This window comes from Saccharopolyspora oryzae (assembly GCF_027853915.1).
GTDB classification, from domain to species: domain Bacteria; phylum Actinomycetota; class Actinomycetes; order Mycobacteriales; family Pseudonocardiaceae; genus Saccharopolyspora; species Saccharopolyspora oryzae.
Genome location: NZ_JAQGLA010000001.1, coordinates 253,970 through 277,197 on the forward strand (window position 1 = coordinate 253,970; position 23,228 = coordinate 277,197).

The window sequence follows — 23,228 nt, forward strand, 5'->3', positions numbered from 1 at the left end:
ATGGGAAGGGGTGGATCAGCTTCGGGAGGACTTGGGGTCCAACGCATCCCGGACCGCGTCGCCGAGGAGGTTGAACGCCAGCACGGTGATCACCAGCGCACCGGCCGGGACGGCCAGGAACCACGGGTCGGACAGGTACCAGTTCCCCTCCTGGGCGGCGTTGAGCATCTGGCCCCACGACGGGGTGGGGTCCTTGACGCCGACTCCGAGGAACGAGAGCGCCGCTTCCGCGGTGATGTTGATGGGGATCATCATCGTCGCGTAGACCAGCACGACCCCCATCACGTTCGGGATGATCTGCCGGAAGATGATGCTCCGGTGGGAGGCCCCGTAGGCCTTAGCGGCCTCGACGAACTCCTGCTCCCGGATCGAGAGCACCTGGCCGCGCACGACCCTGGCCAGGTACGCCCAGCCGAAGAAGCCGAGGATGATCACCAGCGAGGCGATCGGCACCAGGCTTCCCGTGTCGAGGGCGGTGCCGTGCAGCCGGGACTGCATGATCGGGGTCAGCGACAGCACCAGCAGCAGGTGCGGGAACGCCAGGAACAGGTCCATCACGCGGCTGATCGCCATGTCGACCTTGCCGCCGAAGTACCCGGCGGCAGCGCCGAGCACGGTGCCCAGCACCACGGACACCACTGTGGACAGCAGCGCGATGGTCAGCGAAACCCTTGCGCCGTAGGCCATTCGAGCGAAGATGTCGCGCCCCAGCCCCGGCTCCAGCCCGAGCCAGTGCTCAGCGGACGGGTAGCGGTAGTACTGCAGGGGCAAACCCGGCTCGTAGAAGTTGTCCAGGAAGTCCGGCCCGATCCGGGTGGTGAACGGGTCCGAGCCCTCGATGGCCACCAGCACCGGGGCCAGGGCCGCGAACAGCACCATCAGGACCACCACGGCCAGCGAGCCGATGGCGATCCGGCTGCGCCGGATCCGGAGCCACGCCGTGCTCAGCAGCGACCGCGCACTGGCGATCTCGCCCGCCGCCTCCGCAGCCGCGGATTCCGGTGGAGGCAGGGTGGAGACCTGTCCGCCAGCGCTGGCGCGACGCTGTCGACTCGGCGACTCGTGCGGATCCGGCATGTCGATCCTCGGGAGCTCAGAGGTGCGAGGTGAAGCGACGGTACATCAAGAAAAGCACCCTGTATACCAAAATTTTGCGGACACCCGGGGGCGCCGACGCCGACCAGCCGGACAACCAAAAGTACCGTCATTACGGCAAATAAACCGATTCAAGACCACCACAGGAAGGGGTTGCCCAGACCTGGACGACTACCCGACCAGGAGCCTGGACCACCCACTCTCGCGCGATGGTATACCCAAAAGTCGCGTCGATGAAGACGGCGATGCGGCGAACCGACGTCACGCCGCGAGGTGGTTCTTCACCACCTCGCCGTTGCGCACGATCAGCGGCAGCCGGTGTTCGGGATCGGTGAGCACACCGATGTCCTCGAGCGGGTTGCCGTCGACGACCAGGAGGTCGGCCGCAGCGCCGGGCACGATCTCGCCGATCTCGCCCACCATCCCGGCGATCTCCGCGCCGGTGGTCGTGGCCGCGCGGATGATGTCCACCGGCTTCTGCACCCGGGCCCGCAGGCTGAACTCCGACAGCTGGTGGTCGTGCAGCTCGCCGTGCAGGTCCGTGCCGTAACCGATCTTGAGCCCGGCCCGGTCCGCCAGTTCCAGCGCGTGCAGGCCCGCGTCGATCACCTCATCGACCTTCCGCCGCTTCTCCTCGGACAGCGCGTGCGGCGCGTCGTCCCGCGTCAACGCGTGGTAGGTGGCCAGCGTCGGCACGTAGAAGGCCTGGTGCTGCTGGAAGAGCTCGATGCTCGACTCGTCGATCAGGTTGCCGTGCTCGATGGTGCGAACCCCGCAGCGCAGTGCGCGGTTCACCGCCTCGGCCGTGTAGGCGTGCCCGGCCACATAGCGGTGCGCGAGGTTCGCCTCATCGACCGCCGCGCGGATCTCCGGCTCCGAGTACCCGAGCGAATCGATGCGCATCGAGGACACCACGCTGCCGCTCACCGTCAGCTTGATGTGGTGCGCGCCGAGCGCCATCTGCTCGCGGATCGCCCGCCGCAGTTCGATTTCGCCGTCGCAGATGCGGGTCAGGCCGTGCCCGCCGGTCGGCGCGATGATCGGGCCGCCGAACAGCACGCGCGGCCCGCGGAACAGGCCCTCCGCCACCGCGCGCGCCACGCCGTGATCGGCACCGCCCATGTCCCGGACCGTGGTGAAGCCGCGCATCAGCATCTGGTCCAGCAGCTTCCCGACCCGGGCCGCGGCGTAGTACGGCGACCACGACTTCAACTCCGCGAAGTCCGCGCTCACCTGCGTCACGTGGGTGTGCGAATCGATCAGGCCGGGCATCAGAACCCGCCCGCGCACGTCGATCTCCGGTGCACCGCCGGTCCGGACCGGCTCGGTGGTGACCTCCGCGATCCGACCGCCGGCCACCACCACCGAGCGATCCGGCAACAGCTCGCCGGAGCGGGGCTCCAGCACCGCCGCGTTGCGGAACAAGATTCGCGAGGTCACTCCTGCATCTCCTTCTGCTGGGCGCCGCGCGGGGCCGCGGCGGTTCCGGTCAGTTCTTCCAACGTGCGGCCGCTGGTGCTGACGCCGAACACCAGCACGGCCAGCGCACCTGCCACGAGCGCGCCGGTCACCATCGCGAAAACCCCGCCGAAGCCGATCGACGCGTAGAGCGCGCCGATGATGATCGGTGCCGCGATGCCGCCGATCCGGCCGAACGCCGAGGCCGCTCCGGTGCCAGTCGCCCGCACGCTCGTCGGGTAGACCTCGGGGCTGTAGGCGTAGAGCGCCGCGTAGGTGCCGTTCATGAAGAACGACAGCAGCGCACCGAAGATCAGCACCTGGGAGTCGCCGCCGCCCTGCGACAGCAGGAAGGCCGCGACCGCACCGCCGATCAGGTAACCGGCGATGGTCCGCTTGCGGTCCAGCCGCTCGCTCAGGTACGCCGCCGAGTAGTACCCCGGCACCTGGGCGGTGGTGATCAGCAGCGAGTAGCCGAAGCTCTTCGACATCGTCATGCCCTGCTGCACCAGCAGCGACGGGATCCAGGTGAAGAACCCGTAGAAGGCGAAGGTGAGGCTGATCCACAGCAACCACAGCACGGCGGTGCGCCCGGCCATCCCACCCCGCCACAACCCGGCGATGCGACGTGCCACGCCCGTCGGCTCCGGGGCCTTCGCCACCTCCGGCGCGGGCGGCGCGGAGACCGGCGGCAGCGGCCTTCCGGTGGCCCGCTCGACCCGGGATTCCATTTGCGCCACAACGGTTTCGGCGTCGTCCAGCCGGCCCTGCTCGATGAGCCAGCGCGGGGATTCGGGCAGCGCGCGGCGCCACCACAGCAGCATCAGCAGCGGCGCTGCGGTGACCAGCTGCGCCACCCGCCAGCCGTCCGGGAACGCCGGGACGAACAGGCTGCCCAGCAGCGCCGCCGCGATGTAGCCGAGCGAGAAGAACCCGGCGATGGAGCCGACGAACAGGCCGCGGGCCCGCCCCGGGACGAACTCGGACATGAACGCCGGGATGATCGCGGCCTCGGCGCCCACCCCGATCCCCGCGATCAGCCGGGCCCCGAAGAAGAAGAGCCAGTTCGGCGCGAAGGCGGCCACGATCGTGGCCACGCAGTACACGACCAGCGCGTACATCATGATCCGCCGCCGCCCGAGCGCATCGCCGGCCAGTCCGGCCGACAGCGCGCCGATCATGATCCCGATCAGCAGCGCACTGCCCAGCAGTCCGGTCTGCCAGGACGCGAGCCCCCACAGCGGAGTCACCGCCGGGAGCAGGTAGGACACCAGCGAACCGTCCATGCCGTCGAAGGCGATCCCGAGACCGCCCATGAACATCAGCCTGAAGTGCGGGCGGGAAACCGGGAGTCGTTCGAGGCGGGCCAGCAGGGCGGGTCCGCTCGTCGAGGTTCTGGCCGACATGGCACCTCCCCTCGAAGCCCCTGCCGGGCTTCGACGAGAACGAACGATAACTGCACGCATATGTGCAAACAAGGGTCGATGCATGTCCTTATGCATAACGTCGAGGCGCGGTGCGCAACCGGACCCGGAATCCGGTGCGACTAGAGGGCCGCGGTGGCGACCATCGAGAACGCGCCATCCCAGCAGCCCCGGTCGGCGAAAAACGGCAGGCCAGGCGCTGTCCGCACCCGGGTTCTCGGCCTGTGTCAGGCTACGGGCATGGCTCTGCCTCATGATGATGTTGATCCCGGTGGCCTGCTCGAGTACTCGGTGGTGTTCACCGACTACTCGCTGAACCACATGTCCCAGCGCTTCGTGGGGGTGATGCAGGGCATCGTCGATGTCCTGCGCACCACCTACCGAGCGCACAGCGTCGCGGTGGTACCCGGAGGTGGCACCTACGGCATGGAGGCCGTCGCCCGCCAGCTGGCGACCGGCCGCCGCTGCCTCGTGGTGCGCAACGGGCTCTTCTCCTACCGCTGGTCGCAGATCCTCGAAATGGGCGCGATCGCCCAGGAACACGCGGTGTGCCGGGCACGACCGGCCGATTCGTCGCACCAGGCCCCGTGGCACCCGGCGCCGATCGACGAGGTCGTCGCGACCATCCGCGAGCAGCGGCCCGAGGTGGTCTTCGCGCCGCACGTCGAGACCGCCGCGGGCATGGTGCTGCCGGACGACTACGTCCGCCGCCTCGCCGAGGCCACCCACGAGGCCGGTGGCCTGCTGGTCCTGGACTGCATCGCCTCCGGGGCGCTCTGGGTCGACATGACCGACCTCGGCGTCGACGTCCTGCTGAGCGCGCCGCAGAAGGGCTGGAGCGGCTCCCCCTGCGCCAGCTACGTCATGCTCAGCGAGGCCGGCCGGGCCGCGGTCGAGGCCAGCACGTCGACGAGCTTCGCCGCCGACCTGAAGAAGTGGCTGTCGATCGCCGACGCCTACACGCAGGGCCAGACCCCGTACCACGCGACCATGCCGACCGACACCCTCGCGCACAACCTGGAGCTCATGCTCGCGACCCGCGACCGCGGACTCGAGGATCTCCGCGCGGCACAAGTCGACCTCGGCAGCCGAGTGCGGGCGCTCCTCGCCGAGCACGGGCTCCCCTCGGTCGCCGCCGACGAGTTCGCCGCCGCCAGCGTGGTCGTCGTCCACACCGACGACCCGGAGCTGCGCAGCGGTGCCGCCTTCAAGAAGGCCGGTATCCAGATCGCAGCCGGGGTGCCGCTGCACTGCGACGAGCCGGCCGATTTCTCCACCTTCCGGATCGGCCTGTTCGGACTCGACAAGCTCGGCGACGTCGAGGGCACCCTGGCCCGGCTCCAGACCGGGTTGGACAAGGCCAGCCGCTGACGGCGATACCGCGGAGCGGTGCGGTGGGGTCACCTGGCTCCCCCGCACCCTCCCGGTCCACCGCCCGCGGATGCACCACAAGAGCCTGAGAACATCGGCGGGTTCTACGATTCCCCAGCGTCCACTGTGGTCGGTTCTAGGACACCGACGGTGTGCTCCGGGGCAGCGGCCCTCTGTTCACCGCCGGAACGACATCCGCACGCACAGCTGCAAGCAAATGTCGATGCATGCCTTCATGCATCAGGGCAGAATGTCGGCATGACCGGTGAGAGCGCCACCGTCGCGCAGTGGCTCGACGACCTGATCTCGGGGACGCGGCTGGGCCCCAAAGCGGCGCGGGTCCGCGACGTCCTGGCCACCCAACCGACGTACTGCTCGTACGCCACCGCGGCCGAGGTCGCCGAACGCGCCGAGGTGAACGGGGCGACCGTGGTCCGCTTCGCCCAGACGCTCGACTACCCCGGATGGCCGCAGCTGCAAGCAGATCTGCGCGGCGTCTACCTGGCGCACCGCTACGAGCAGCCCGCCTCACCGGGCGACGGCAGCATGCTGGCATCGGCGTTCGCCCGCGACGCGGAGAACCTCCGGTCCCTGGAGCACTCCTTCGACTTCCCCACCGCCCGGTCCGTGGTGGCGGCGATCCGGGCTGCGCGGCGAACGCTCGTCGTCGCCTCCGGAACCCACGCGGTCGCCGCCTCTGCGTTCGCGCTGCTGGCCGAGAGCCGCGGCCTGCCCGTGTCCCACGAAGACCGCGGCGGCCCGCAGCTGGCCAATGCCCTCGCTTCGCTGACCGACCAGGACTGCCTGGTGGCGTGGAGCTTCTGGCAGCACTACCGGGAAACCGTCGCCGCCGTCCGGCTGGCGCGGGCGGCCGGCGCCGCGACCTGCGTCATCACCGACACCCACAAATCCCCCGCCGCACGAGCTGCCGACCACGTGCTCGTCATCCCGACCGAAGGGGTCGCGAACCTGCAGTCCATGACCGCGGCGACCAGCGTCGCCTACGGGCTGGCGGCGGAACTGGCCGCCGGAAACCCGGAGCGGAGCCAGGAAGCAGCACAGCGGGCGGACTCCGTGTGGCGCGGACTGCAGCTGTTCTCCGAAGAATCCGGGTGAGCGGTGGTTCCCGGAGCTGTCAGCCGCCGGTCCCCTGCGCGTCGCGGGAGATGTGGACCTCGGCGATGAGGGCTTCTCCGGCCACTCCGGACAGTGCTGCTCCTTCGGCGACCGCAAGTCCCAGCCTCGGCAGTTCGACATCACCGATCTCCAGCCGGCCGGCTGCCAGGAGCACCGATCGGACACCCGCGGGCCAGGTGACCTCGCCATGGCACCGCCGCACGTGGACCTCGCCGCGGCAACGCCCGCGTGCCGTCATCAGGTTGAGCACCCGAGCCGGTTCGACCAGGCCCCGCAGGGCCACCTCCGCCTCGCCCGGGAACCGGATCTGCTGATACCGGTCCGCGTGGTGCGGACGACCGTCGACGACGAGCTCGAAACCTCCGCCGACGACCGGGGTGAAGACGCGCTCGACCGCGTCGAAGCGGGAGAAAGGTCCGTCCTCGCCGAGGTCGGCCAGGCTCAGCCGCCACTCGAAGTCCGCCCCGGGCGGCTCCGCCCACAACTCCCGCGTGATTCCCCGGCCGTTGCGCCAAGGCTTCGGTTCCACCCGCTCCGGATCTACGACGATCACGCCGTCAGCCCAGGGCGGCGGTGACCCGGCGGCCCAGGTCGGCGATCGCGTCCAGGTCGCCCGGGACGTCCGGTTTCCACGGCAGCACGAGGCGATCCTTGGCCTTGTCGGTGTACCGGGGGATCACGTGCAGGTGGAAGTGGAACACCGACTGCCACGCATCGGCTCCGCAGCAGTTGAGCAGGTTCACGCCATCGGCGCCGAACACACCGGCCGCTGCCTTGGCGACGCGTTGCGCGGCCAAGGTGACGGCGGTCAGGTCATCGGCCGGGATCTCGAACAGGTCCTTGCTGTGCCGCTTGGGAACGACCAGCAGGTGGCCGTCCGAGGCCGGGTTGATGTCCATGAACGCGAACGTCGCCTCGTCCTCGGCCACCTTCACGCCCGGGACGTCGCCCGACACGATGCCGCAGAACACGCACTGATCACTCACGCAGCGGAGCTTAACCGGCCGACCACGCCGTCGTCGCGATCGCTCGGCATCTGAGCGGCGCATGAACATTTCCGAAATTCCCGACGCGAAATCCGGCGTTCGAATACTCGGCCGCGCAACGGGAAGTCATGGCACGACGGCACTCATCCGAATAGGACTCGTTCCCCGTCCAGGACCAACGATGCGGGAACGCGGAGATCACACCGAGATAACTCTTTCGATCGCGGCTTTGTCGGGTGCACGAAAAACACCGCTGGTAGACGTTATTTATGACCAGGTTTCATATTTTTCGCAGGTCAAGCGAGGCAGTCATCCCATCGCCTGACCACGGCGGTTGGGGTTGTTCCCCCCGACGGCCGTAGTCACAATCGACCGCCATGAGCTACCCTCCGCCGCACGATCACGGTCGCTACCCGCAGGACGGCTATTACGACGACCGCTCTTACCGCGGACGCGACCGTCGCGACGATGGGGCCGCAACCGTTGCGAATATCATTCGGGTTGTTGTCAGCACGGTCATCGCCATTTTCGCGCTGCACGTCCTTTTCGTCGTTCTCGACGCGAACCAGGGAAATGGATTCGTCACCTTCATCTACACGCTCGCCAAGGCGCTCGTGCTGGGACTGGGAGACGTCTTCACCCCCGACGACGCGCTCCTGGGCGTCATCCTGAACTACGGCCTGGCCGCACTGGTCTACCTCGTGGTGGGACAGCTCATCATCAAGGCGATCCGCCGCCGTTGATCGACAGCTCGAGGCCTGCGCCGTCACCCGCCACGGCGCAGGCCTCCACCCCGGCAGGCGTACCGCCCGCCGTCGTGCCGAGCAGCGGGCCCGTCCGCCAACCAGTCGGCGATTCGAATTCGCACCGCCCCCGGGTGGTTACCCTCGGTGTCCAGTTCGCCTTCTCGCGCTGCCTCGACTCCCGCTTCTGCGCCGACACCCCGCGGTCAGCGACCTGGAGACACATGCCGCAGGGCCAATGCCCGAACCGGCTGGTTCGACCACTCCGCCCCAAAGCCACTACCTGCGCAGATCCGGCACCACGTGGCGCTGCCGCCAACCCGGCGCAGACCGGACACCGGCATCGCATTCGCGCCAACCGGCCAAAGCTCACTTATCCGGGCGTAGCACTCTGAACCCTTGACAGCAGAGCGTGTTCGTATTCACCCTTTCGTGCCATGAACCTGTCCGACAGCCGGGCAGCTGGACACGGCGTCCGGCGAGTCGGCGCGATGGAAGCCGTGCTCGCCCACCTCCGCGATGCGATCGAGCGGGGCGAGTACGCGGTCGGTGACAAGCTGCCCGCCGAGGCCAGCCTCGGCAAGGAGTTCGAAGTCAGCCGGTCCGTGGTGCGGGAGGCCCTGCGGGGCCTGCAGGCCCTGGGCCTGACGGCGTCGAAGACCGGCAAGGGCACCTTCGTCGTCTCGAAGAGGCCGGTCGAGAACCCGGTGTTCGGCCCCTACTCGGCGCGGGACATCCTCGAGGTGCGCCGGCACGTCGAGGTCCCGGCGGCGGCGTACGCTGCTCGCCGGCACACCTCGGACCACCTGGACGCTCTCACCGAGCTGGTGGAGCGGATGGAGCACGAGACCGACAACACCGCCTGGGTGGCGCTGGACTCGCTGTTCCACATCACCATCGCGCAGACGTCGGGCAACCCGGTCTTCGGGAAGGTCATCGAGGAGATCAGGGACGCCCTGGCCAGGCAGTCGACACTGCTGAACCAGCTCGGCGACCGGCGCGCGGCGTCCAACGTCGAGCACCGGATCCTCCTGGAAGCGATCGGCAGCGGCGATGAACTCGCGGCCACCGAGGCGATGACCCAGCACCTGACGCGTGTCGAAAGCACGCTCAGCACCATCGTCGGGCCCCAGACCGCTACCGCGGTGCCCGAAGCGCACGAGAACGGGGATAGCTGAATCCAATGACCGACCAGATCCTGCAGTCGTCGCAGCGCGACGACGGGCCCGCCGACGCGGGTGACGCCGGTTACAAGAAGTCGCTGAAGGCGCGGCACGTCAACATGATCGCCATCGGCGGTGCGATCGGCACCGGGCTGTTCCTCGGCGCCGGTGGCCGGCTCGCGCAGGCCGGCCCGTCGCTCGCGATCGCCTACGCCGTGTGCGGATTGTTCGCGTTCTTCGTCGTGCGCTCGCTCGGCGAACTGATCCTGCACCGCCCCTCCTCCGGCTCCTTCGTCTCCTACGCCCGCGAGTTCATGGGCGAGAAGGGCGCTTACACCGCGGGCTGGATGCACTTCCTGAACTGGTCCACCACCGGCATCGCCGACATCACGGCGATCGCGCTGTACGCGCACTACTGGTCCGCGTTCACCCCGATCCCGCAGTGGGTGCTCGCGCTCGTCGCGCTGGCGATCGTGCTCACCCTGAACCTGGTCTCGGTGAAGCTGTTCGGCGAGATGGAGTTCTGGTTCGCGATCATCAAGGTCGCCGCGCTGGTGCTGTTCATGGTGATCGGGATCTTCCTGCTGGTCACCCAGCACCCGATCGACGGCAACTCGCCCGGCCCGCAGCTGATCACCGACCACGGCGGCATCTTCCCGGCCGGGGTGATCCCGCTGGTCCTGCTCATGCAGGGCGTGGTCTTCGCCTACGCCTCCATCGAGCTCGTCGGGGTCGCCGCCGGTGAGACCGAGAACCCCGAGAAGGTCATGCCGAAGGCGATCAACTCGATCATGTGGCGGATCGGGGTGTTCTACGTCGGCTCGGTCGTGCTGCTGGCGATGCTCATGCCGTGGAGCGGCTACAGCAAGGACGAGAGCCCGTTCGTCACCGTGCTCTCCCACATCGGCGTCCCCTACGCCGGCGACGTGATGAACCTGGTGGTGCTCACCGCGGCGATGTCGAGCCTGAACTCGGGCCTGTACTCGACCGGCCGCATCCTGCGGTCGATGTCGATGGCCGGTTCGGCGCCGAAGTTCACCGCCGTGATGAACAAGAACAGCGTCCCCTACGGCGGCATCCTGCTGACCGCGGCGGTCTGCGTGGTCGGCGTGGGGCTGAACTACCTGGTGCCCAAGGAAGCGTTCGAGATCGTGCTGAACTTCGCCTCGATCGGCATCCTCGCCACCTGGGGCATCATCGTCCTCAGCCACCTGCTGTTCGTCCGCAAGGCGAAGCGCGGCGAGGTGGCCCGGCCGAGCTACCGGCTGCCGTTCTCGCCCTACACCGAGATCGTCACGCTCGCGTTCCTCGCGGCGGTGGTGGTCCTGATGGGCTTCGACGAGACCGGCCGGATCACCTTGATGGCGCTGCCGCTGATCGTCATCGCGCTGGTGATCGGCTGGTTCCGGGTCCGCAAGCAGATCGACACCTCGGTGCTCGACCAGGCCGACGCATGACCCGCACTCCCCCGACGGGCGTTCCCGCGCACGTGCCGCTGGTGCACGTGCTGCGGGACCGCCTCGTCGAGAGCGTCCACCACGGCTCGGTCGTGGTGGTCGCTCCCGGCGGTTCGGTCCTGTTCCAGGCCGGCGATGCCGAGACGGCGTGCTACCCGCGCTCGGCGGCGAAGCCGATGCAGGCCGTCGCCATGGTCCGGCTCGGCCTGCGGCTGCCGCCGGACCTGCTCGCGCTCACCGCGTCCAGCCACTCCGGCGAGGACCGCCACCTGGCCGGCTCGCGGCGCGTGCTGGAACTGGGCGGATCCGCCGAGGCCGAGCTCGGCAACCCGGCCGACCTGCCGTACGACCCGGTCGAGCGGGACGCCTGGATCGCGGCGGGCCGTCCGGCGCGCAAGCTGGCGCACAACTGCTCGGCGAAGCACGCGGCGATGCTGCACACCGCCCGGCGGCACGGTTGGTCCACATCGGACTACCTGGACCCCGACCACCCGCTGCAGCGCGAGATCGCCGCCACGGTCGAGGAATTGACCGGCCAGCGGATCGCAGGCACGGCCGTCGACGGTTGCGGCGCCCCGCTGTTCGCGGTCTCGCTGCGCGGCCTGGCCACCGCGGCGGGACGGATCGCGAGCGCACCGGCGGGGAGCCCGGAGGGCCTCGTCGCGGAAGCGATCCGATCGCACCCGGAGATGGTGGCCGGTTCCCGCCGGGACACCACCGCGCTGATGTCAGCGGTGCCGGGCCTGATCGCCAAGGACGGCTTCGAAGCCGTCCAGATCGCCGCGCTGCCCGACGGCACGGCGGTCGCGCTCAAGATCGCCGACGGCTCCGACCGGGCCCGCATCCCCGCGACCATCGCCGCCCTCGAGCTGGCGGGTGTCGACCCGGACCTGCTCACCCGGTTCACCAGCGACGACCTGACTGTCACCGATGCTCTGAAGAAGCACCGCCGCACGGCGTGAAGTCGCGCAGCCACCCGTCAGCGGTTGTGCGCGGGGAACCGGATGGGCAGAGTGCGTAGCTGACCAACCATCGGCCAGGAGGTGCGATGACCGGCGAGGAGATCGTGCTCGGTCCGCTGCCGAAGGGCATCACGCCCGCCGGGCAGGGCATGCGGAACAAGGTGTGGAACGTGCTCGGCCACACCTACTCCATGAAGGCCGCCAGCGAGTCGAGCTTCGCGTTCGAGACCCTCGACCCGCCCGGCACCGGGGTACCGCCGCACGTGCACCCGACCCAGGACGAGCACATCTACGTCCTGGACGGCGTGTTCACGCTCTACCTCGACGGCCAGTGGGAGACCGCGGGCCCCGGCGACACCGTCCGGATGCCGAAGGGCCTCCCGCACGCCTACTACAACCGCAGCGAGGACCTCGCCCGAGCACTGTTCTGGGTGAGCCCGGCGGGACGGCTGGCGCAGCTTTTCGACAAGCTGCACGACCTGGAGGACCCGGCCGAGGTGGTCCGGGTGTCGGCGCTGTACGACGTCAACTTCCTGCCGCCCGGTTCCGTGGAGGGCGCCTGAACGCCCGGGGTCACCGGCCCGGGTCGTTCACCTGCTGCTGCGAGGCCCCGGACGCTTGGGCGTAGCCGGCGACGACTGCCTCGAGCGCCGCCACGTCGATCACGTCCTCGATGCGGGAGAAGCCGTTCGGAGCGCGACGTTCGACCTCGTCGATGACGTTCTCCGGCCCGCCCCGGCGGTTGCGGAGCACGACCTCGCCGGTGGCCGGCAGGCGATCGTCCTGGTACGCCCGCAGCGCCTCGGTGGGATCGGAGCACTGCGCCAGGTGCCCGCCGAGGCTGGTGGCGTCGAGGATCGCCTGACCTGCGCCGTTGGAGCCCATCGGGTACATGGGGTGGGCGGCGTCGCCCAGCAGCGTCACCCGCCCGTGCGACCAGGCGGGCAGCGGGTCCCTGTCGCACATCGGGAACTCGAAGATCTCCTCGGTGGCCTCGACCAGCCCGGCGTGGTCGACGTCGGGCGACCGGAACCGCCCGACGTGCCGGGCCAGCTCTGCCCGGTCGCCGGCTCTGGCCCAGTCCTGGCGCTTCGGCGGCGGAGCACCCGGCTGCCCGGTCTGAACGCAGATCGCCCAGTTGGTGAGCTTGGTGCCCGCGCTCCGGCCTTCCGCGATCGGGTAGACCACCAGCTTGGCCGCGGTGCCACCGGCGACGATCATCGACCGGCCACCGCCGAACTCGGGCCAGTCGGTGGCACCGCGCCACATCATGACGCCGTTCCAGCGGGGCGGTCCCTCCGCCGGGAACAGGACGGACCGCGCGGTCGAGTGGATCCCGTCGGCGGCCACCAGGACGTCGCCGCGAACGGTGACCTGCGTGCCGCCGCGCCGGTCGGCGAAGTGCGCCCGGACTCCACCCTCGTCCTGGGCGAACCCGGTCAGCCGGTGCCCGGTCCGCACCGCGTCGGCACCGAGCCGCTCCCGGACCGCCCGCAGCAGCACGCCCTGCAACCTGCCCCGGTGCAGGCAGAACTGGGGGAACGCGAACCCGGCGTCCACCCCGCACGGCCTGCGCAGGATCACCGGCCCCAACCGGTGCGCGTAGCGCAGGTCGCGGGTGCGGATCCCGATCTCGTCCAGCGAGTCGAGCAGGCCGAGCGCGGCGAGCTCCTTGACCGCGTGCGGCAACGCGTTGATCCCGACGCCCAGCTCGGTTATCTGCTCGCTCTGCTCGTGGACGACACAACCGATGCCTTCGCGGTGCAGCCGCAGAGCTGCGGTCAACCCGCCGATCCCCGCCCCGACGATGACGACCTCCACCGCCACCTCCTGACCTCGATCCCAGCATCGCCAAGACCCGCGCCCCACGCCACCGCCAACCGGCAGCACCGCAGGCGAGGGGCCGAAAGCTACTGCTGGCGGGGAGATCCGGGCAGGTCGTGCGAGGACGGCGGCGGCAGCGTGTCGCGGGAGGCGCGCAGACCGTCGAGGAGCAACGCCAAGTAGCGCTTGCGGTCCGCGCCGTGCGGATCCCCGGGGTGCACCGTGGCCAGGGTCATCACGATGACCGCCGCCAGATCGCGCACCTCCAGCTCCGGTCGCACCACACCTGCCTCGATGGCGCGGCGCAGCAGGAGCTGCATGGAGTGCACGCAGCGGTGCATGCTCTCCAGGTCGAACTTCGGGGACTCCCTGGCGACGGCCAGCAGCACCCGGTGCCCGGCCAGCGCCTCGATGGCGGTTTCGAGCAGGCCGGCCAGGTCCCGCCACGGATCGTCGGTGTGCGCGGCGGCCATCGGCTCGATCTCGGTAGTGAGCACGTGGTCCAGGACCGCCCGGACGACCTGCTCGCGGGTGCGGAAACGCCGGTAGACCGTCGCCACGCTCACGGCAGCGCGCCCGGCGATCTCCTCGAGGGTCACCTCCGGCCCGACTTCTTCGAAGGCCACGATCGCGGCACCGACGATCCGCTCGTAGTTGCGGGCGGCGTCGGCCCTCAGCGCCCGTTCCTGGCTTGCCATAGCCCGTGCACAATAACAGCGGCGCACCCGGCCGGTCGGCGATCCCGGCGGGGCGGTCACCAGGTGACGTGCAGCGACCTCAGCCCGTACACCGCGTTGAAGACCCGGAAATCGGCCTGCTCGCCCGGATTCGCGAGCGCTAGACCCGGGAACCTGCGCAGCAACGCCGGAAAGGCGACCTGCATCTCCATCCGCGCCAGCGGCGCCCCGAGGCAGTGGTGCACGCCGTGCCCGAAGGCGAGGTGGCCGCCCGCTCCCCGCGTGATGTCCAGCTCGTCGGGGTCGTCGATGAAGGCCCCGTCCCGGTTGGCGACCGGGATGGACAGCATCACCAGCGAATCCGCCGGGATGGAGTGCCCGGCGATCTCCACCTCGGTCGTCGTCGAGCGCGGCGCCACCGAGTGCACGATGGACAGCCAGCGCAGCAGCTCCTCCACCGCGGGACCGACCCGCTGCGGATCGTCCCTGACCATCGCCAGCTGGTCCGGGTTCTGCAGCAGGGCCAGCGTGCCGAGGCCGAGCATGTTCGACGTCGTTTCGTGCCCGGCGATCAGCAGCAGCGCCGCGATCCCGACGAGCTCGTCGGTGCTGAGGTCGTCACCGTGCTCGCGGATCAGCATCCCGAGGATGTCCTCACCCGGTTCCGCCCGCGCGCGAGCGACCAGCGTTGCCATGTACTCGCGGTTCTCCCGCTGCGCCGCCATCCGCTGCTCCATCGGCAGCGAGATGTCCAGCAGCCGGGCGGAGCGCTCCTGGAACTCGTCGCGGTCCGCGTACGGCACGCCCAACAGCTCGCAGATCACCAACGACGGGACCGGCAACGCGAAGTTCGACACCAGGTCCGCCGGCCGGCCCGCCCGCTCCAGGTCGTCCAGCGCCGCATCGACGATCTCCACGATCCGCGGCTGGAGCCGGCGCATCCGCCGCACCGTGAACTCCGGGGTGAGCATCCGCCGCAACCGCGAGTGCTCCGGCGGGTCGTACCCGAGCAGGCCCCCGGCCCGCATCCGGGCCGCTTCCTCCTCGCTCAGCCCCGACGTCAACGGCGACTTCGTCCGGGCGCGCGCATTGCTGAACCGGGCCGGGTCCCCCAGCACCTGGCGGACGTCCTCGAATCGGCAGACCAGGTAGCCGGTCTGGCCGAACGGCGTCGTCACCTGCACCACACCCTGGTCGTCCCGCGCCCGCGCCAGCTCCTCCACCGGGCTGAAACCGTTCCGCCGCATGTGAAGAGGCAGCTCCACCGCTTCCGCCATCGTCCGCCCGCCCTTCGCGCGATGCACCCAGAACCGAGGTAAGTGAAAGCCTACTAGCAGTTATCCCGGCTCTGCCACCACCGATTCCCGGGCAGCCCGTTCCCGCAGCGCATCCGACTGGGACGGGCCGGTCGGCCCTACCTCCCGCTGGCTGGTGGACGGATGCTTGGTTCACCCGCCAACGCTGCGGCGTAGGGCGACCGATCACCGGCCGGAGGGAGGAACCGTGCGAGTCGAGGAAGTCTTCCACCCCGGGACGTTGACCTGCGAGGCATCCGATCCGCTCGCCGAAGTGGCCCGGAAGATGGCGGCCGAACACGTCGGCGCGCTGGCCGTGCTGGACAACGACCGGATCATCGGCATCATCTCCGAACGCGACCTGGTCCGGGCGATCGCGGAACGCGCTGATCCGCAGGAGCAGACAGCCCTCTCGTTCGCCTCCCGCCAGCTCGAAACGGCGACCGTCAGCGATGACACCAAGGACGCCGCACGCCGGATGCTCGACGCCGGAATCCGCCACCTGCCGGTGAAGCAAGGGCACATGGTCATCGGCGTCATCTCCATGCGCGACCTGCTCGCGGTCGAAACCTGGCTCTGACGAGCACCGCCCGTCCCGCGATCACCTCGTTCCCAGCTCACCGGCCCGGTCGAGCAGGCCGGCGACCGCAGCGTCGGAGACCTGGCTGAAGTCCGCGTACCGCTCACCGATCGAGCCGAAGTGCTCCGGGGATTCCAAGCACACCAACTCGTCCACCGACTCCCGCAGTCGTTCCAGCACATCGCGCGGGGCCACCGGCACCGCCAGCACGACCCGCGTGGCACCTTGCACGCGGGCAACGCGGCAGGCCACCGCCGCGGTCGACCCGGTACCGATCCCGTCGTCGACGATGACCGCGGTTCGCCCGGAAAGCTCCACCCTCGCGTGACAGCGCCGGAACAGCCCGGTCAGCCGGTTCAACTCGACGCGCTCGCGCCGCTCCACCTCGGCCAGTTCTTCGGGCCGCACCTCGGTTCGCCACATCACCTCGTCGTTGATGATCCGGACATCGCCCTCCCCGATCGCGCCCATCCCCAGTTCCGGGTGGGCGGGGACGTCGAGCTTGCGGACCACGATCACGTCGAGCGGAGCCCCCAGCGCTCTAGCCACCTCGAACGCGACCGGAACGCCGCCCCGGGGCAACCCCAGCACGACCGGATTCTCATCGCGCAGGTGCTGCAACCGCTCGGCCAGCCGCACCCCCGCATCCCTGCGATCACCGAACGGCATGGCCTCCACCTCCAAGAACGCCCGGGCGGGATGTCGGGCCCTTCCGAGAAGTTCCCCCTCGCGGTCCGGCCGAACCAGGATCGGTGGACCGTCACCTGCAGGAATGCCGTTCACCGCGCTGGAAAGCGGGCAGGTGCTTGCGGGCGGCTCGCGCCAGGACGAGGCCGATCAGCACGACCCCGCCGAGCGCCAGAGCGAGCCACAGGCCGGTTCCGGCGTCGGCCACCAGTGCGCCGCCGAACATCACGTACGACAAGTTCGCCGGGACGGTTCCCACCGCCGTGCCCGCCAGGAACGGCAGGGTTCGCACGCCGGTGATCCCGGCTGCGTAGTTCACCGCCGCGAACGGCACGACCGGGACGAGGCGGCACACGACGGTCGCGACGAAGCCTCGACGCACCAGGAACGAGTCGAGCTGCTGGATCCTGCTCCTGCGCAGGAGGGGCGCGAGCGGTTCGCGGCCGAGCGCTCGCGCCAGTCCGAACGCCGCCGCAGCCCCGAGGACAGTTCCCGCGACGACCACCGGAAGGGCGACCGGCAAGCTGAACAGCGCTCCCGCCGCAGCCGCCAGCGCGGGCCTCGGCACGAAGAACAAGGTCAGCAGGCCGAAGACGAACGTGAAGAGCAGTGGCACCCACGGCCCCGAAGCCCTGCGCCATTCGTCGAGGGCGAGCACCGAGCCGTTCTGGCGCAGCCAGAAAGCAGCAACGAGGAAGAGGAGCACCAGCACGCCGGCCAAGGCGAAGCGGACCTTCGGCGACCGCACCCGGCTCAACGCGCGGCCGAGCAGGCTCGAGCTCGATCCTGACGGCGCATGCGACTCACTGCTGCCTCCGCCAACCGAGCGCCACCGTCGACATCGCACCCTTCCTCGACCGCCTTGATACTACGCGGGGTAGTAATTTATCGGAGGACCGCGGAGCCGCCGCAGCAGGCATCCCCGCGATGTTCGATATCCACAGTAGACAGATCAGCGCTTCCCACCCGGGCGCTGGTTCCCTGCGGTGTCAGCAGGTACCTCGTCCGACGGCGGGCGGGTGCTGAGGTCGAGGATCAGCAGCACCGCCAGCCATACCCCGCCGAGCGCGAGCCCGCCGAGCACGTCGGTCAGCCAATGGGCACCCAGGTAGATCCGCGACGCACCGACGACCAGAGCCAGCAGAGCCGCACCGGGCACGAGCCATCGGGCGCGGCGCGGGCGGTCGCGTAGGAGCACGAATGCCAGCACACCCCAAGCGACCACTGCTTGGGTCATGTGCCCGGACGGGAAGGACGGCCCGGTGGCGTGCACGAGATCGTCCACCGCCGGCGGACGCGGCCGTCCCACGAGCACCTTGACCAGCTCGTACAGCCCCACCGCCCCGAGGAACGCGACCCACATCTCGACGGTGGCGCGCACCTCGCGCCTGGCCACGAGGAAGAACGCGCTCGCGGCCAACAGCACCGGCACCAGCACGACGCTGGAGCCCAACCAGGTCAGCCCCTGCATGGCGGTCGTGAGCCAGCCGACGCGGTGCTCCAACGCCCAGGCTTGGACCTGGGTGTCCAGCTCGACGGGCTCCTCGCCCGCCAGCGCGCCCTGGGTCATCCCGGCGAAGGCCCACGCGCTCGCCGCGGCGACCAGCACCGCAGCGGTCAGCGCCAGCCCGGTGCGTGCCCCAGGATCGACCCGTCGGGCCAACCAGCCGTACATCCCCGACAGGAAGCGGACCAAATCGTCGATCACGGTGAAATCCGATGCTCGCGTGCTGTGACCTAGCCGAAGGTATCGCCCGCTACGACACTTCTCCGCGATCGCGCGCAGCCGAGAGCGCTGCTCCGGCCGTCGGCGACGCGGCGACCAGTGGGCGCAGCGCACTTCGCTGCATCAGACCGACGGCCGCGGTCAGCAGGGAGCGCGCCAAGAGCCAACCCAGAAGCACGACGACCGCACCGAAGACCAGTCCGGCGAGCACGTCCTGCGGGTAGTGCGCCGCGATGTAAACCCGGGAGAACGCCATCAGCGCCGCCGCGAGCGCGGCCACCGATCCGAGGCGAGGACCGACGAGGAACAGCCCCGCGGCCACCGCTCCGACCATGGTCGCGTGATCGCTGGGGAACGAGAAGTCGGTGCTGCGATCGGCCAGCACGAGGATGCCGCTCAGGGCGTTGTAGGGCCGCGCCTCGTGCACGGCGGAGACGATCGGCTGGTTGAGCCCCACCGCCACCAGCGTGCCGATCCCCGCCCACAAGGCGGCAGCCATCCCGGACGGTTCTCCGCTTCGGCGCGCTGTCCACCAGCCCGCGAGCAGCAGCACCGCGAACAGCACGACGCCGTAGGTGGCGTAGCCGTAGACGATGCCGTGCAACCACGGCGTGGCGCGGGCGAAGTCGTTGATGACGTGGAACAGGTCGTCATCGACCCCGCTGACGGCCTCCCCCGCGATGTCCGACGAGATCGAGCCGGTCACCTCGACACCTCCTGCTCCGCCCGGGAACGCCAGATCTCCAGTCCCACCGGGATGAGCGAGACGAGCACGACCACGGCGATGACCGGCAGCAGGTACTGGTCGATGCCGGGAATGCTCGCGCCCAAGCCGTAACCGGCGAGCGTGACGCCCACCGACCAGACGAGGCCTCCGACGACCTGCCAGACGGCGAAGGTGCGCGCCTGCACGTCCAACATCCCCGCGAGCGGGTTGAGCACGGTGCGCACCACGGGGATGAACCGGGCGAGCACGATGGCCTTGCGATGCCCATAGCGCGCCAGCAGGTCCTCGGCCCGCTCCATCCCCCGGTGCAGGTGCCGGTTGCGGGAGCGCGCCAGCAGCCGACGCCCGCCGCGCCGCCCCAGGGCGAACCCGACCTGCGCACCGACCAGCGCTCCCGCCAGTGCCGCGACCAGCACCGCCGACAGGTCCAGGTGCATCGCGCTCGTGGCGCTGGTCGCGCACAGCACACCGGCGGTGAACAGCAGCGAATCGCCCGGCAGGAAGAACCCGATCAGCAGTCCGGTCTCCGCGAAGAGCACGAGGAAGACCCCGAAAGCGCCCAAGCTCGACAACCAGAACTCGGGTCCGAGCGGATTCCCGCCCGCAAGCACAGCCTGCACACCGTGGTGCATCACGATCTCCTCACGCCGAGCACAGCCGGTCCGGCCGCCTACCCGCGGAGCCACGGCCTCGCCCGTGGCACACTGAACGGAAGTACTACTACGTACTTCGTAGAAGTTCTACATCGAGTGTAGATGATGCGTGGAGCAAGGGGAGGCGCACCAGTGGGACGCGACGACGCAGCGGGCGCGGACGGCGAGCCGCAGGGTGCGCAACGTCGCAGGTCGGGTGAGCTGTCCGCGCTCGTGCTGGACGTGCTCCGGCAGGCCGAGGCCGCGTTGCCGCCCGGCGAGGTGCGCGACCGCCTGAACTCGGCCGGCGCCGGGGAGCTGGCGTACACGACGGTCGTGACGATCCTGTCCCGGCTGCACGCCCAGGGGCTGGTCGAGCGCTACCGCACCGGCCGCGCCTACGCGTACGTGGCGGTGACCGACACCGCGAAGCTGGCCGCCCGGAAGATGCGCAAGGTGCTGGACTCCGAGACCGACCGGGACGCCGTGCTGACCCGGTTCGTCGGCGACCTCTCACCCGATGACGAACGCGTGCTGCGCGAGCTGCTGGCCGGCGACGCGGGCAGCGTCGACGACCGGTAGCGGAGGTCCGAACCCATGCACGTGGCCGTGTACCTGCTGTTGCTCCTGCCGCTGCTCGCGGCGGTCTCGGCGCGCTGGATCACCGACCGGCTCCCGCCGCGCGCGGCGACGTGGCTGCTCACCACCTCAGCGCTGGCGCTCGCCGCGGCCAGCGGCATCGCCCTGACCGCGCTGGCCGCGACCGCCATCGGCCAGATCCCGCTGGTCGCCGAGCTCGGGCACTGGTCGGTGCGGGCGTTGCGCCGCGACGACCCGGCTTCGCTGTCGATCGCCCTGATCGCCTGCGTCGCGCTCGCAGCCGCGCTCATCGCCGCCGGTCGCGGCGCGGTCAGCCGGGTTCGAGCGCTGATCACCGCAGCGCGCACCGCCCGTTGCCTGCCCGCCTCGGAAGCGGTCACCGTCCTCGACGACCCCGAACCCGATGCCTACGCGCTGCCCGGGCGACCGGGCCGGATCGTGGTGTCGACCGGAATGCTGAAGGCGCTCGACGACCGGGAACAGGACGTCCTCCTGGCGCACGAACGCGCCCACGTCCGGTGCGGGCACCACTTCTTCGTCGCCGCGACCCACATCGCCGCCGCCACCAACCCGCTGCTGCGTCCGCTGGACCGCGCCGTCCGCTACGCGGTGGAACGCTGGGCCGACGAACACGCCGCCGCCGAAGTCGGCAACCGCCGCCTGGTGGCCACCACCATCGGCAAGGCCGCCCTGCTGGCCCCGAGCCGCCAGCCGATCCCCGGAGCGCTCGCCATCTCCGGCGCTGCGCTGCGGCGGTCGGGCCCGATCCCGCGCCGGGTCGCCGCCCTGTTCGCCGCTCCGCCGCGCCGCGGCCGCGTCCTGCTGGCGGTCACCTTCGCGGTGCTGGCCGTGGCCGCCGCCGCCAGCGTCGAAACCGCCCGCGACCTGCACATCCTGTTCGAACTCGCACAAGCCGGCCGACCCTGACCGCTCGGCGGACGCGTTTTCAGGGCGCTTCTCGATCGCGTGCCCAGTCGAACATCCTGCCTCCCGAGCCGTTGGACAGGAACGGGCGGCCGCCGTGGTCGATGGTGACGGTGCCGTGCTGCCCCAGGCAGGACCAGTCCAGCTCCAGCCGCCACTCCACGAGAGCACGCGTGCCGCGCAGGTCGGGCCGGATGACGAAGTACTCGGGAGCGCTCGCGGTCACGTAGAAGGGGAAATCGGCGCAGCCTTCGGCGAAGGCGCGGTCCAGCCGCAAGGACTGGCCGGGGACGTCGGCGTCGTAGCGGTGCGCGGGGCGGTCCAGGCCGACGCGGAACTCCCTCGGTCCCAGCATCATCGCCCGGGAGACGCGCGTCGGTCCGACCTCGCGGACGAAGACCGGGCGCAGTCGCCGCAGCAGCACCGCCTGCGAGGTGAAGGCCTCCACGAGGACGTGGACCTCGGAATCCGGGTGGGCGCTGACGCCCTCGTACTCGTAGGTCGTGCTGCCGACCTCTGAGGTGGTGACCGACACGTTCAACGCGGTCTCGGAACGGCGGACCGGTCCGGCGTTGATGTGCAGGCCGCCGTGCACGACGCCCACGGGTTCTCGGCGGACCGCTCACAGGATTCGATGACCTCGCCAATGCGGAATCAGGGGTTTCTCGCGCTCGAACACGTGCACCGGGCCCGCCCGCGGGATTCTCCGAACCTGGGATATCGTTGCGCGCATCGCGCCCCGCGGGGTGTCGATGGTGTGCCGGGAAGCCTGGTCGGCGTGACGGAAGAACCTCGTCTGGAAGGGTCTGTCATGGTGACGGGTAATGCGGCTGCTCGGACCGCGGTGGGGCCGACGGCGATCGTGGCGATCGACCAGCACGAGGAGGTCCCGCTGGTCCGCGACAAGCTCGCGTGTCGGCTGCTTCCGGCCAGCGGCAGGGTCATCGCCGCTCTCACCTCGCTCTACCCGCTGCGCAAGTGGATGATCGACGTCGCTGAGCGGAAGATGCCCGGTCTGTGGGCCAGCATGCTGTGCCGCAAGCGCTACATCGACGACCAGCTCCGCGCCGCTGCGGGTGACGGGCTCGATGCCGTGGTCGTCCTCGGCGCCGGGTTCGACACGCGCGCGCACCGACTGCCGTTCCTGGACGGGACACCGTTCTACGAGGTCGACCTGCCCGAGAACATCGCGCGGAAGCGAGCGGCCCTGCAGAAGCTGTACGGGAAGGTGCCGGACCAGGTCACCTTGGTACCGCTCGACTTCGAATCGCAGGACCTGGCCGGCGCCCTCGCCGAGCGCGGTTGGGACGCCGGGCAGCGGACCTTCTTCGTCTGGGAAGCCGTCACCCAGTACTTGACGGAAGTGGCCGTGCGCCGGACCTTCGACTTCCTGGAGACCGCGCGCACCGGAAGCCGGCTCGTGTTCACCTACGTGCGCAAGGACTTCCTCGACGGGCGCGAGATGTACGGGGCGGAGGCGGCTCACCGCGAGTACGTCGCGGACAGCGAGCTGTGGCGCTTCGGCTGGGAACCGGAGGAAGTCGCCGGATTCCTGGCCGAGTACGGCTGGCGGCAGGTCGAACAGGTCGGGCCGCCGCAGTTCGCCGAGCGATACCTGGTGCCGAACGGGCGAAAGCTCGGAGCGTCCGAGGTGGAACGCTCGGTGCTGGCGGAGAAGGCCTGAGCGCGGCGTTCCCAACGCCCCGGGTCCGGGCTAGCCTGTTCTCCTCGGTTCCGCGGGGAACCGGTGGTGTGCCGGG

Annotated in this window: 25 protein-coding genes; 11 read left to right on the forward strand and 14 right to left on the reverse strand. The window is 70.1% G+C overall.

Features of this window, described 5'->3' with window-relative positions; all coding sequences use genetic code 11:
• Positions 1-15: 15 nt before the first annotated feature.
• The 3 genes from OU415_RS01165 to OU415_RS01175 form a co-directional block, all read right to left on the reverse strand.
• Positions 16-1,077, reverse strand: a complete 1,062-nt coding sequence (locus OU415_RS01165; RefSeq protein WP_270946591.1) for an ABC transporter permease — start codon at positions 1,075-1,077, stop codon at positions 16-18.
• Between the two features lie 279 nt (positions 1,078-1,356).
• Complete coding sequence (locus OU415_RS01170; RefSeq protein WP_270946592.1) at positions 1,357-2,535, reverse strand: metal-dependent hydrolase family protein; 1,179 nt, start codon at positions 2,533-2,535, stop codon at positions 1,357-1,359.
• Positions 2,532-3,959, reverse strand: coding sequence for an MFS transporter (locus tag OU415_RS01175; RefSeq protein WP_270946593.1), 1,428 nt, complete (start codon positions 3,957-3,959; stop codon positions 2,532-2,534). Before OU415_RS01175 ends, OU415_RS01170 begins: the two co-directional genes overlap by 4 nt.
• Before the next feature lie 258 nt (positions 3,960-4,217).
• On the opposite strand from OU415_RS01175, the gene OU415_RS01180 reads away from it, so the two are divergent.
• Together OU415_RS01180 and OU415_RS01185 are read left to right on the forward strand one after the other, a co-directional pair.
• Positions 4,218-5,348 carry an aminotransferase class V-fold PLP-dependent enzyme gene (locus tag OU415_RS01180; RefSeq protein WP_270946594.1) on the forward strand — a complete coding sequence of 377 codons (1,131 nt, stop codon included), beginning with the start codon at positions 4,218-4,220 and terminating at the stop codon, positions 5,346-5,348.
• Between the two features lie 258 nt (positions 5,349-5,606).
• Positions 5,607-6,464 (forward strand): MurR/RpiR family transcriptional regulator, encoded by an 858-nt coding sequence (locus tag OU415_RS01185; protein ID WP_270946595.1) that lies wholly within the window; start codon positions 5,607-5,609, stop codon positions 6,462-6,464.
• Between the two features lie 19 nt (positions 6,465-6,483).
• Here OU415_RS01185 and OU415_RS01190 read toward each other — a convergent pair whose 3' ends face one another.
• Entirely contained in the window at positions 6,484-7,038 is a 555-nt protein-coding gene (locus OU415_RS01190; RefSeq protein ID WP_270946596.1) for a HutD/Ves family protein, read from the reverse strand.
• Between the two features lie 4 nt (positions 7,039-7,042).
• Positions 7,043-7,471 carry an HIT family protein gene (locus OU415_RS01195; RefSeq protein WP_270946597.1) on the reverse strand — a complete coding sequence of 143 codons (429 nt, stop codon included), beginning with the start codon at positions 7,469-7,471 and terminating at the stop codon, positions 7,043-7,045.
• A 377-nt stretch (positions 7,472-7,848) separates the two neighbouring features.
• Here OU415_RS01195 and OU415_RS01200 point away from each other — a divergent pair, with 377 nt between their 5' ends.
• From OU415_RS01200 to OU415_RS01220, 5 genes are all read left to right on the forward strand, one after another.
• A complete protein-coding gene (locus tag OU415_RS01200; RefSeq protein WP_270946598.1) occupies positions 7,849-8,214 on the forward strand; it encodes a hypothetical protein in 366 nt (121 codons plus the stop codon).
• A 491-nt stretch (positions 8,215-8,705) separates the two neighbouring features.
• Positions 8,706-9,392, forward strand: coding sequence for a FadR/GntR family transcriptional regulator (locus OU415_RS01205; protein ID WP_270946621.1), 687 nt, complete (start codon positions 8,706-8,708; stop codon positions 9,390-9,392).
• A gap of 5 nt (positions 9,393-9,397) precedes the next feature.
• The gene (locus OU415_RS01210) at positions 9,398-10,834 is read left to right on the forward strand and encodes an amino acid permease (RefSeq protein ID WP_270946599.1); all 1,437 of its coding nucleotides are present in this window, start codon (positions 9,398-9,400) and stop codon (positions 10,832-10,834) included.
• Positions 10,831-11,796, forward strand: coding sequence for an asparaginase (locus tag OU415_RS01215; protein WP_270946600.1), 966 nt, complete (start codon positions 10,831-10,833; stop codon positions 11,794-11,796). Before OU415_RS01210 ends, OU415_RS01215 begins: the two co-directional genes overlap by 4 nt.
• Positions 11,797-11,882: 86 nt before the next feature.
• On the forward strand, positions 11,883-12,359 hold the full coding sequence (locus tag OU415_RS01220; protein ID WP_270946601.1) for a cupin domain-containing protein: 477 nt from the start codon (positions 11,883-11,885) through the stop codon (positions 12,357-12,359).
• Between the two features lie 10 nt (positions 12,360-12,369).
• On the opposite strand, the gene OU415_RS01225 is transcribed toward OU415_RS01220, so the two are convergent.
• From OU415_RS01225 to OU415_RS01235, 3 genes are all read right to left on the reverse strand, one after another.
• Positions 12,370-13,617, reverse strand: coding sequence for a flavin-dependent oxidoreductase (locus OU415_RS01225; protein ID WP_270946602.1), 1,248 nt, complete (start codon positions 13,615-13,617; stop codon positions 12,370-12,372).
• An 89-nt stretch (positions 13,618-13,706) separates the two neighbouring features.
• Positions 13,707-14,318: a TetR/AcrR family transcriptional regulator gene (locus OU415_RS01230; protein ID WP_270946603.1), complete on the reverse strand. Its 612-nt coding sequence runs from the start codon at positions 14,316-14,318 to the stop codon at positions 13,707-13,709.
• A gap of 56 nt (positions 14,319-14,374) precedes the next feature.
• Positions 14,375-15,544, reverse strand: a complete 1,170-nt coding sequence (locus tag OU415_RS01235) for a cytochrome P450 (RefSeq protein ID WP_270946604.1) — start codon at positions 15,542-15,544, stop codon at positions 14,375-14,377.
• 256 nt (positions 15,545-15,800) lie between these two features.
• On the opposite strand from OU415_RS01235, the gene OU415_RS01240 reads away from it, so the two are divergent.
• Positions 15,801-16,172 (forward strand): CBS domain-containing protein, encoded by a 372-nt coding sequence (locus tag OU415_RS01240; RefSeq protein WP_270946605.1) that lies wholly within the window; start codon positions 15,801-15,803, stop codon positions 16,170-16,172.
• A 21-nt stretch (positions 16,173-16,193) separates the two neighbouring features.
• Here OU415_RS01240 and OU415_RS01245 read toward each other — a convergent pair whose 3' ends face one another.
• The 5 genes from OU415_RS01245 to OU415_RS01265 form a co-directional block, all read right to left on the reverse strand.
• Positions 16,194-16,841: a phosphoribosyltransferase gene (locus tag OU415_RS01245; protein ID WP_270946606.1), complete on the reverse strand. Its 648-nt coding sequence runs from the start codon at positions 16,839-16,841 to the stop codon at positions 16,194-16,196.
• Between the two features lie 91 nt (positions 16,842-16,932).
• Positions 16,933-17,607, reverse strand: a complete 675-nt coding sequence (locus tag OU415_RS01250) for a TVP38/TMEM64 family protein (RefSeq protein ID WP_270946622.1) — start codon at positions 17,605-17,607, stop codon at positions 16,933-16,935.
• A 204-nt stretch (positions 17,608-17,811) separates the two neighbouring features.
• Positions 17,812-18,567 carry a phosphatase PAP2 family protein gene (locus OU415_RS01255; RefSeq protein WP_270946607.1) on the reverse strand — a complete coding sequence of 252 codons (756 nt, stop codon included), beginning with the start codon at positions 18,565-18,567 and terminating at the stop codon, positions 17,812-17,814.
• 49 nt (positions 18,568-18,616) lie between these two features.
• A complete protein-coding gene (locus OU415_RS01260; protein ID WP_270946608.1) occupies positions 18,617-19,291 on the reverse strand; it encodes a phosphatase PAP2 family protein in 675 nt (224 codons plus the stop codon).
• Positions 19,288-19,944, reverse strand: coding sequence for a DedA family protein (locus OU415_RS01265; protein WP_270946609.1), 657 nt, complete (start codon positions 19,942-19,944; stop codon positions 19,288-19,290). The genes OU415_RS01260 and OU415_RS01265 overlap by 4 nt, the downstream gene beginning before the upstream one ends.
• 153 nt (positions 19,945-20,097) lie before the next feature.
• Between OU415_RS01265 and OU415_RS01270 the strand changes: the two genes are divergently transcribed.
• Positions 20,098-20,526 carry a BlaI/MecI/CopY family transcriptional regulator gene (locus OU415_RS01270; protein ID WP_270946610.1) on the forward strand — a complete coding sequence of 143 codons (429 nt, stop codon included), beginning with the start codon at positions 20,098-20,100 and terminating at the stop codon, positions 20,524-20,526.
• A 15-nt stretch (positions 20,527-20,541) separates the two neighbouring features.
• Complete coding sequence (locus OU415_RS01275; RefSeq protein WP_270946611.1) at positions 20,542-21,471, forward strand: M56 family metallopeptidase; 930 nt, start codon at positions 20,542-20,544, stop codon at positions 21,469-21,471.
• Positions 21,472-21,490: 19 nt separating this feature from the next.
• Here the strand turns inward: OU415_RS01275 and OU415_RS01280 are convergent, their stop codons facing one another.
• On the reverse strand, positions 21,491-22,072 hold the full coding sequence (locus OU415_RS01280) for a hypothetical protein (RefSeq protein WP_270946612.1): 582 nt from the start codon (positions 22,070-22,072) through the stop codon (positions 21,491-21,493).
• 207 nt (positions 22,073-22,279) lie between these two features.
• Between OU415_RS01280 and OU415_RS01285 the strand changes: the two genes are divergently transcribed.
• Entirely contained in the window at positions 22,280-23,152 is an 873-nt protein-coding gene (locus OU415_RS01285; protein WP_270946613.1) for an SAM-dependent methyltransferase, read from the forward strand.
• Positions 23,153-23,228 lie beyond the last annotated feature (76 nt).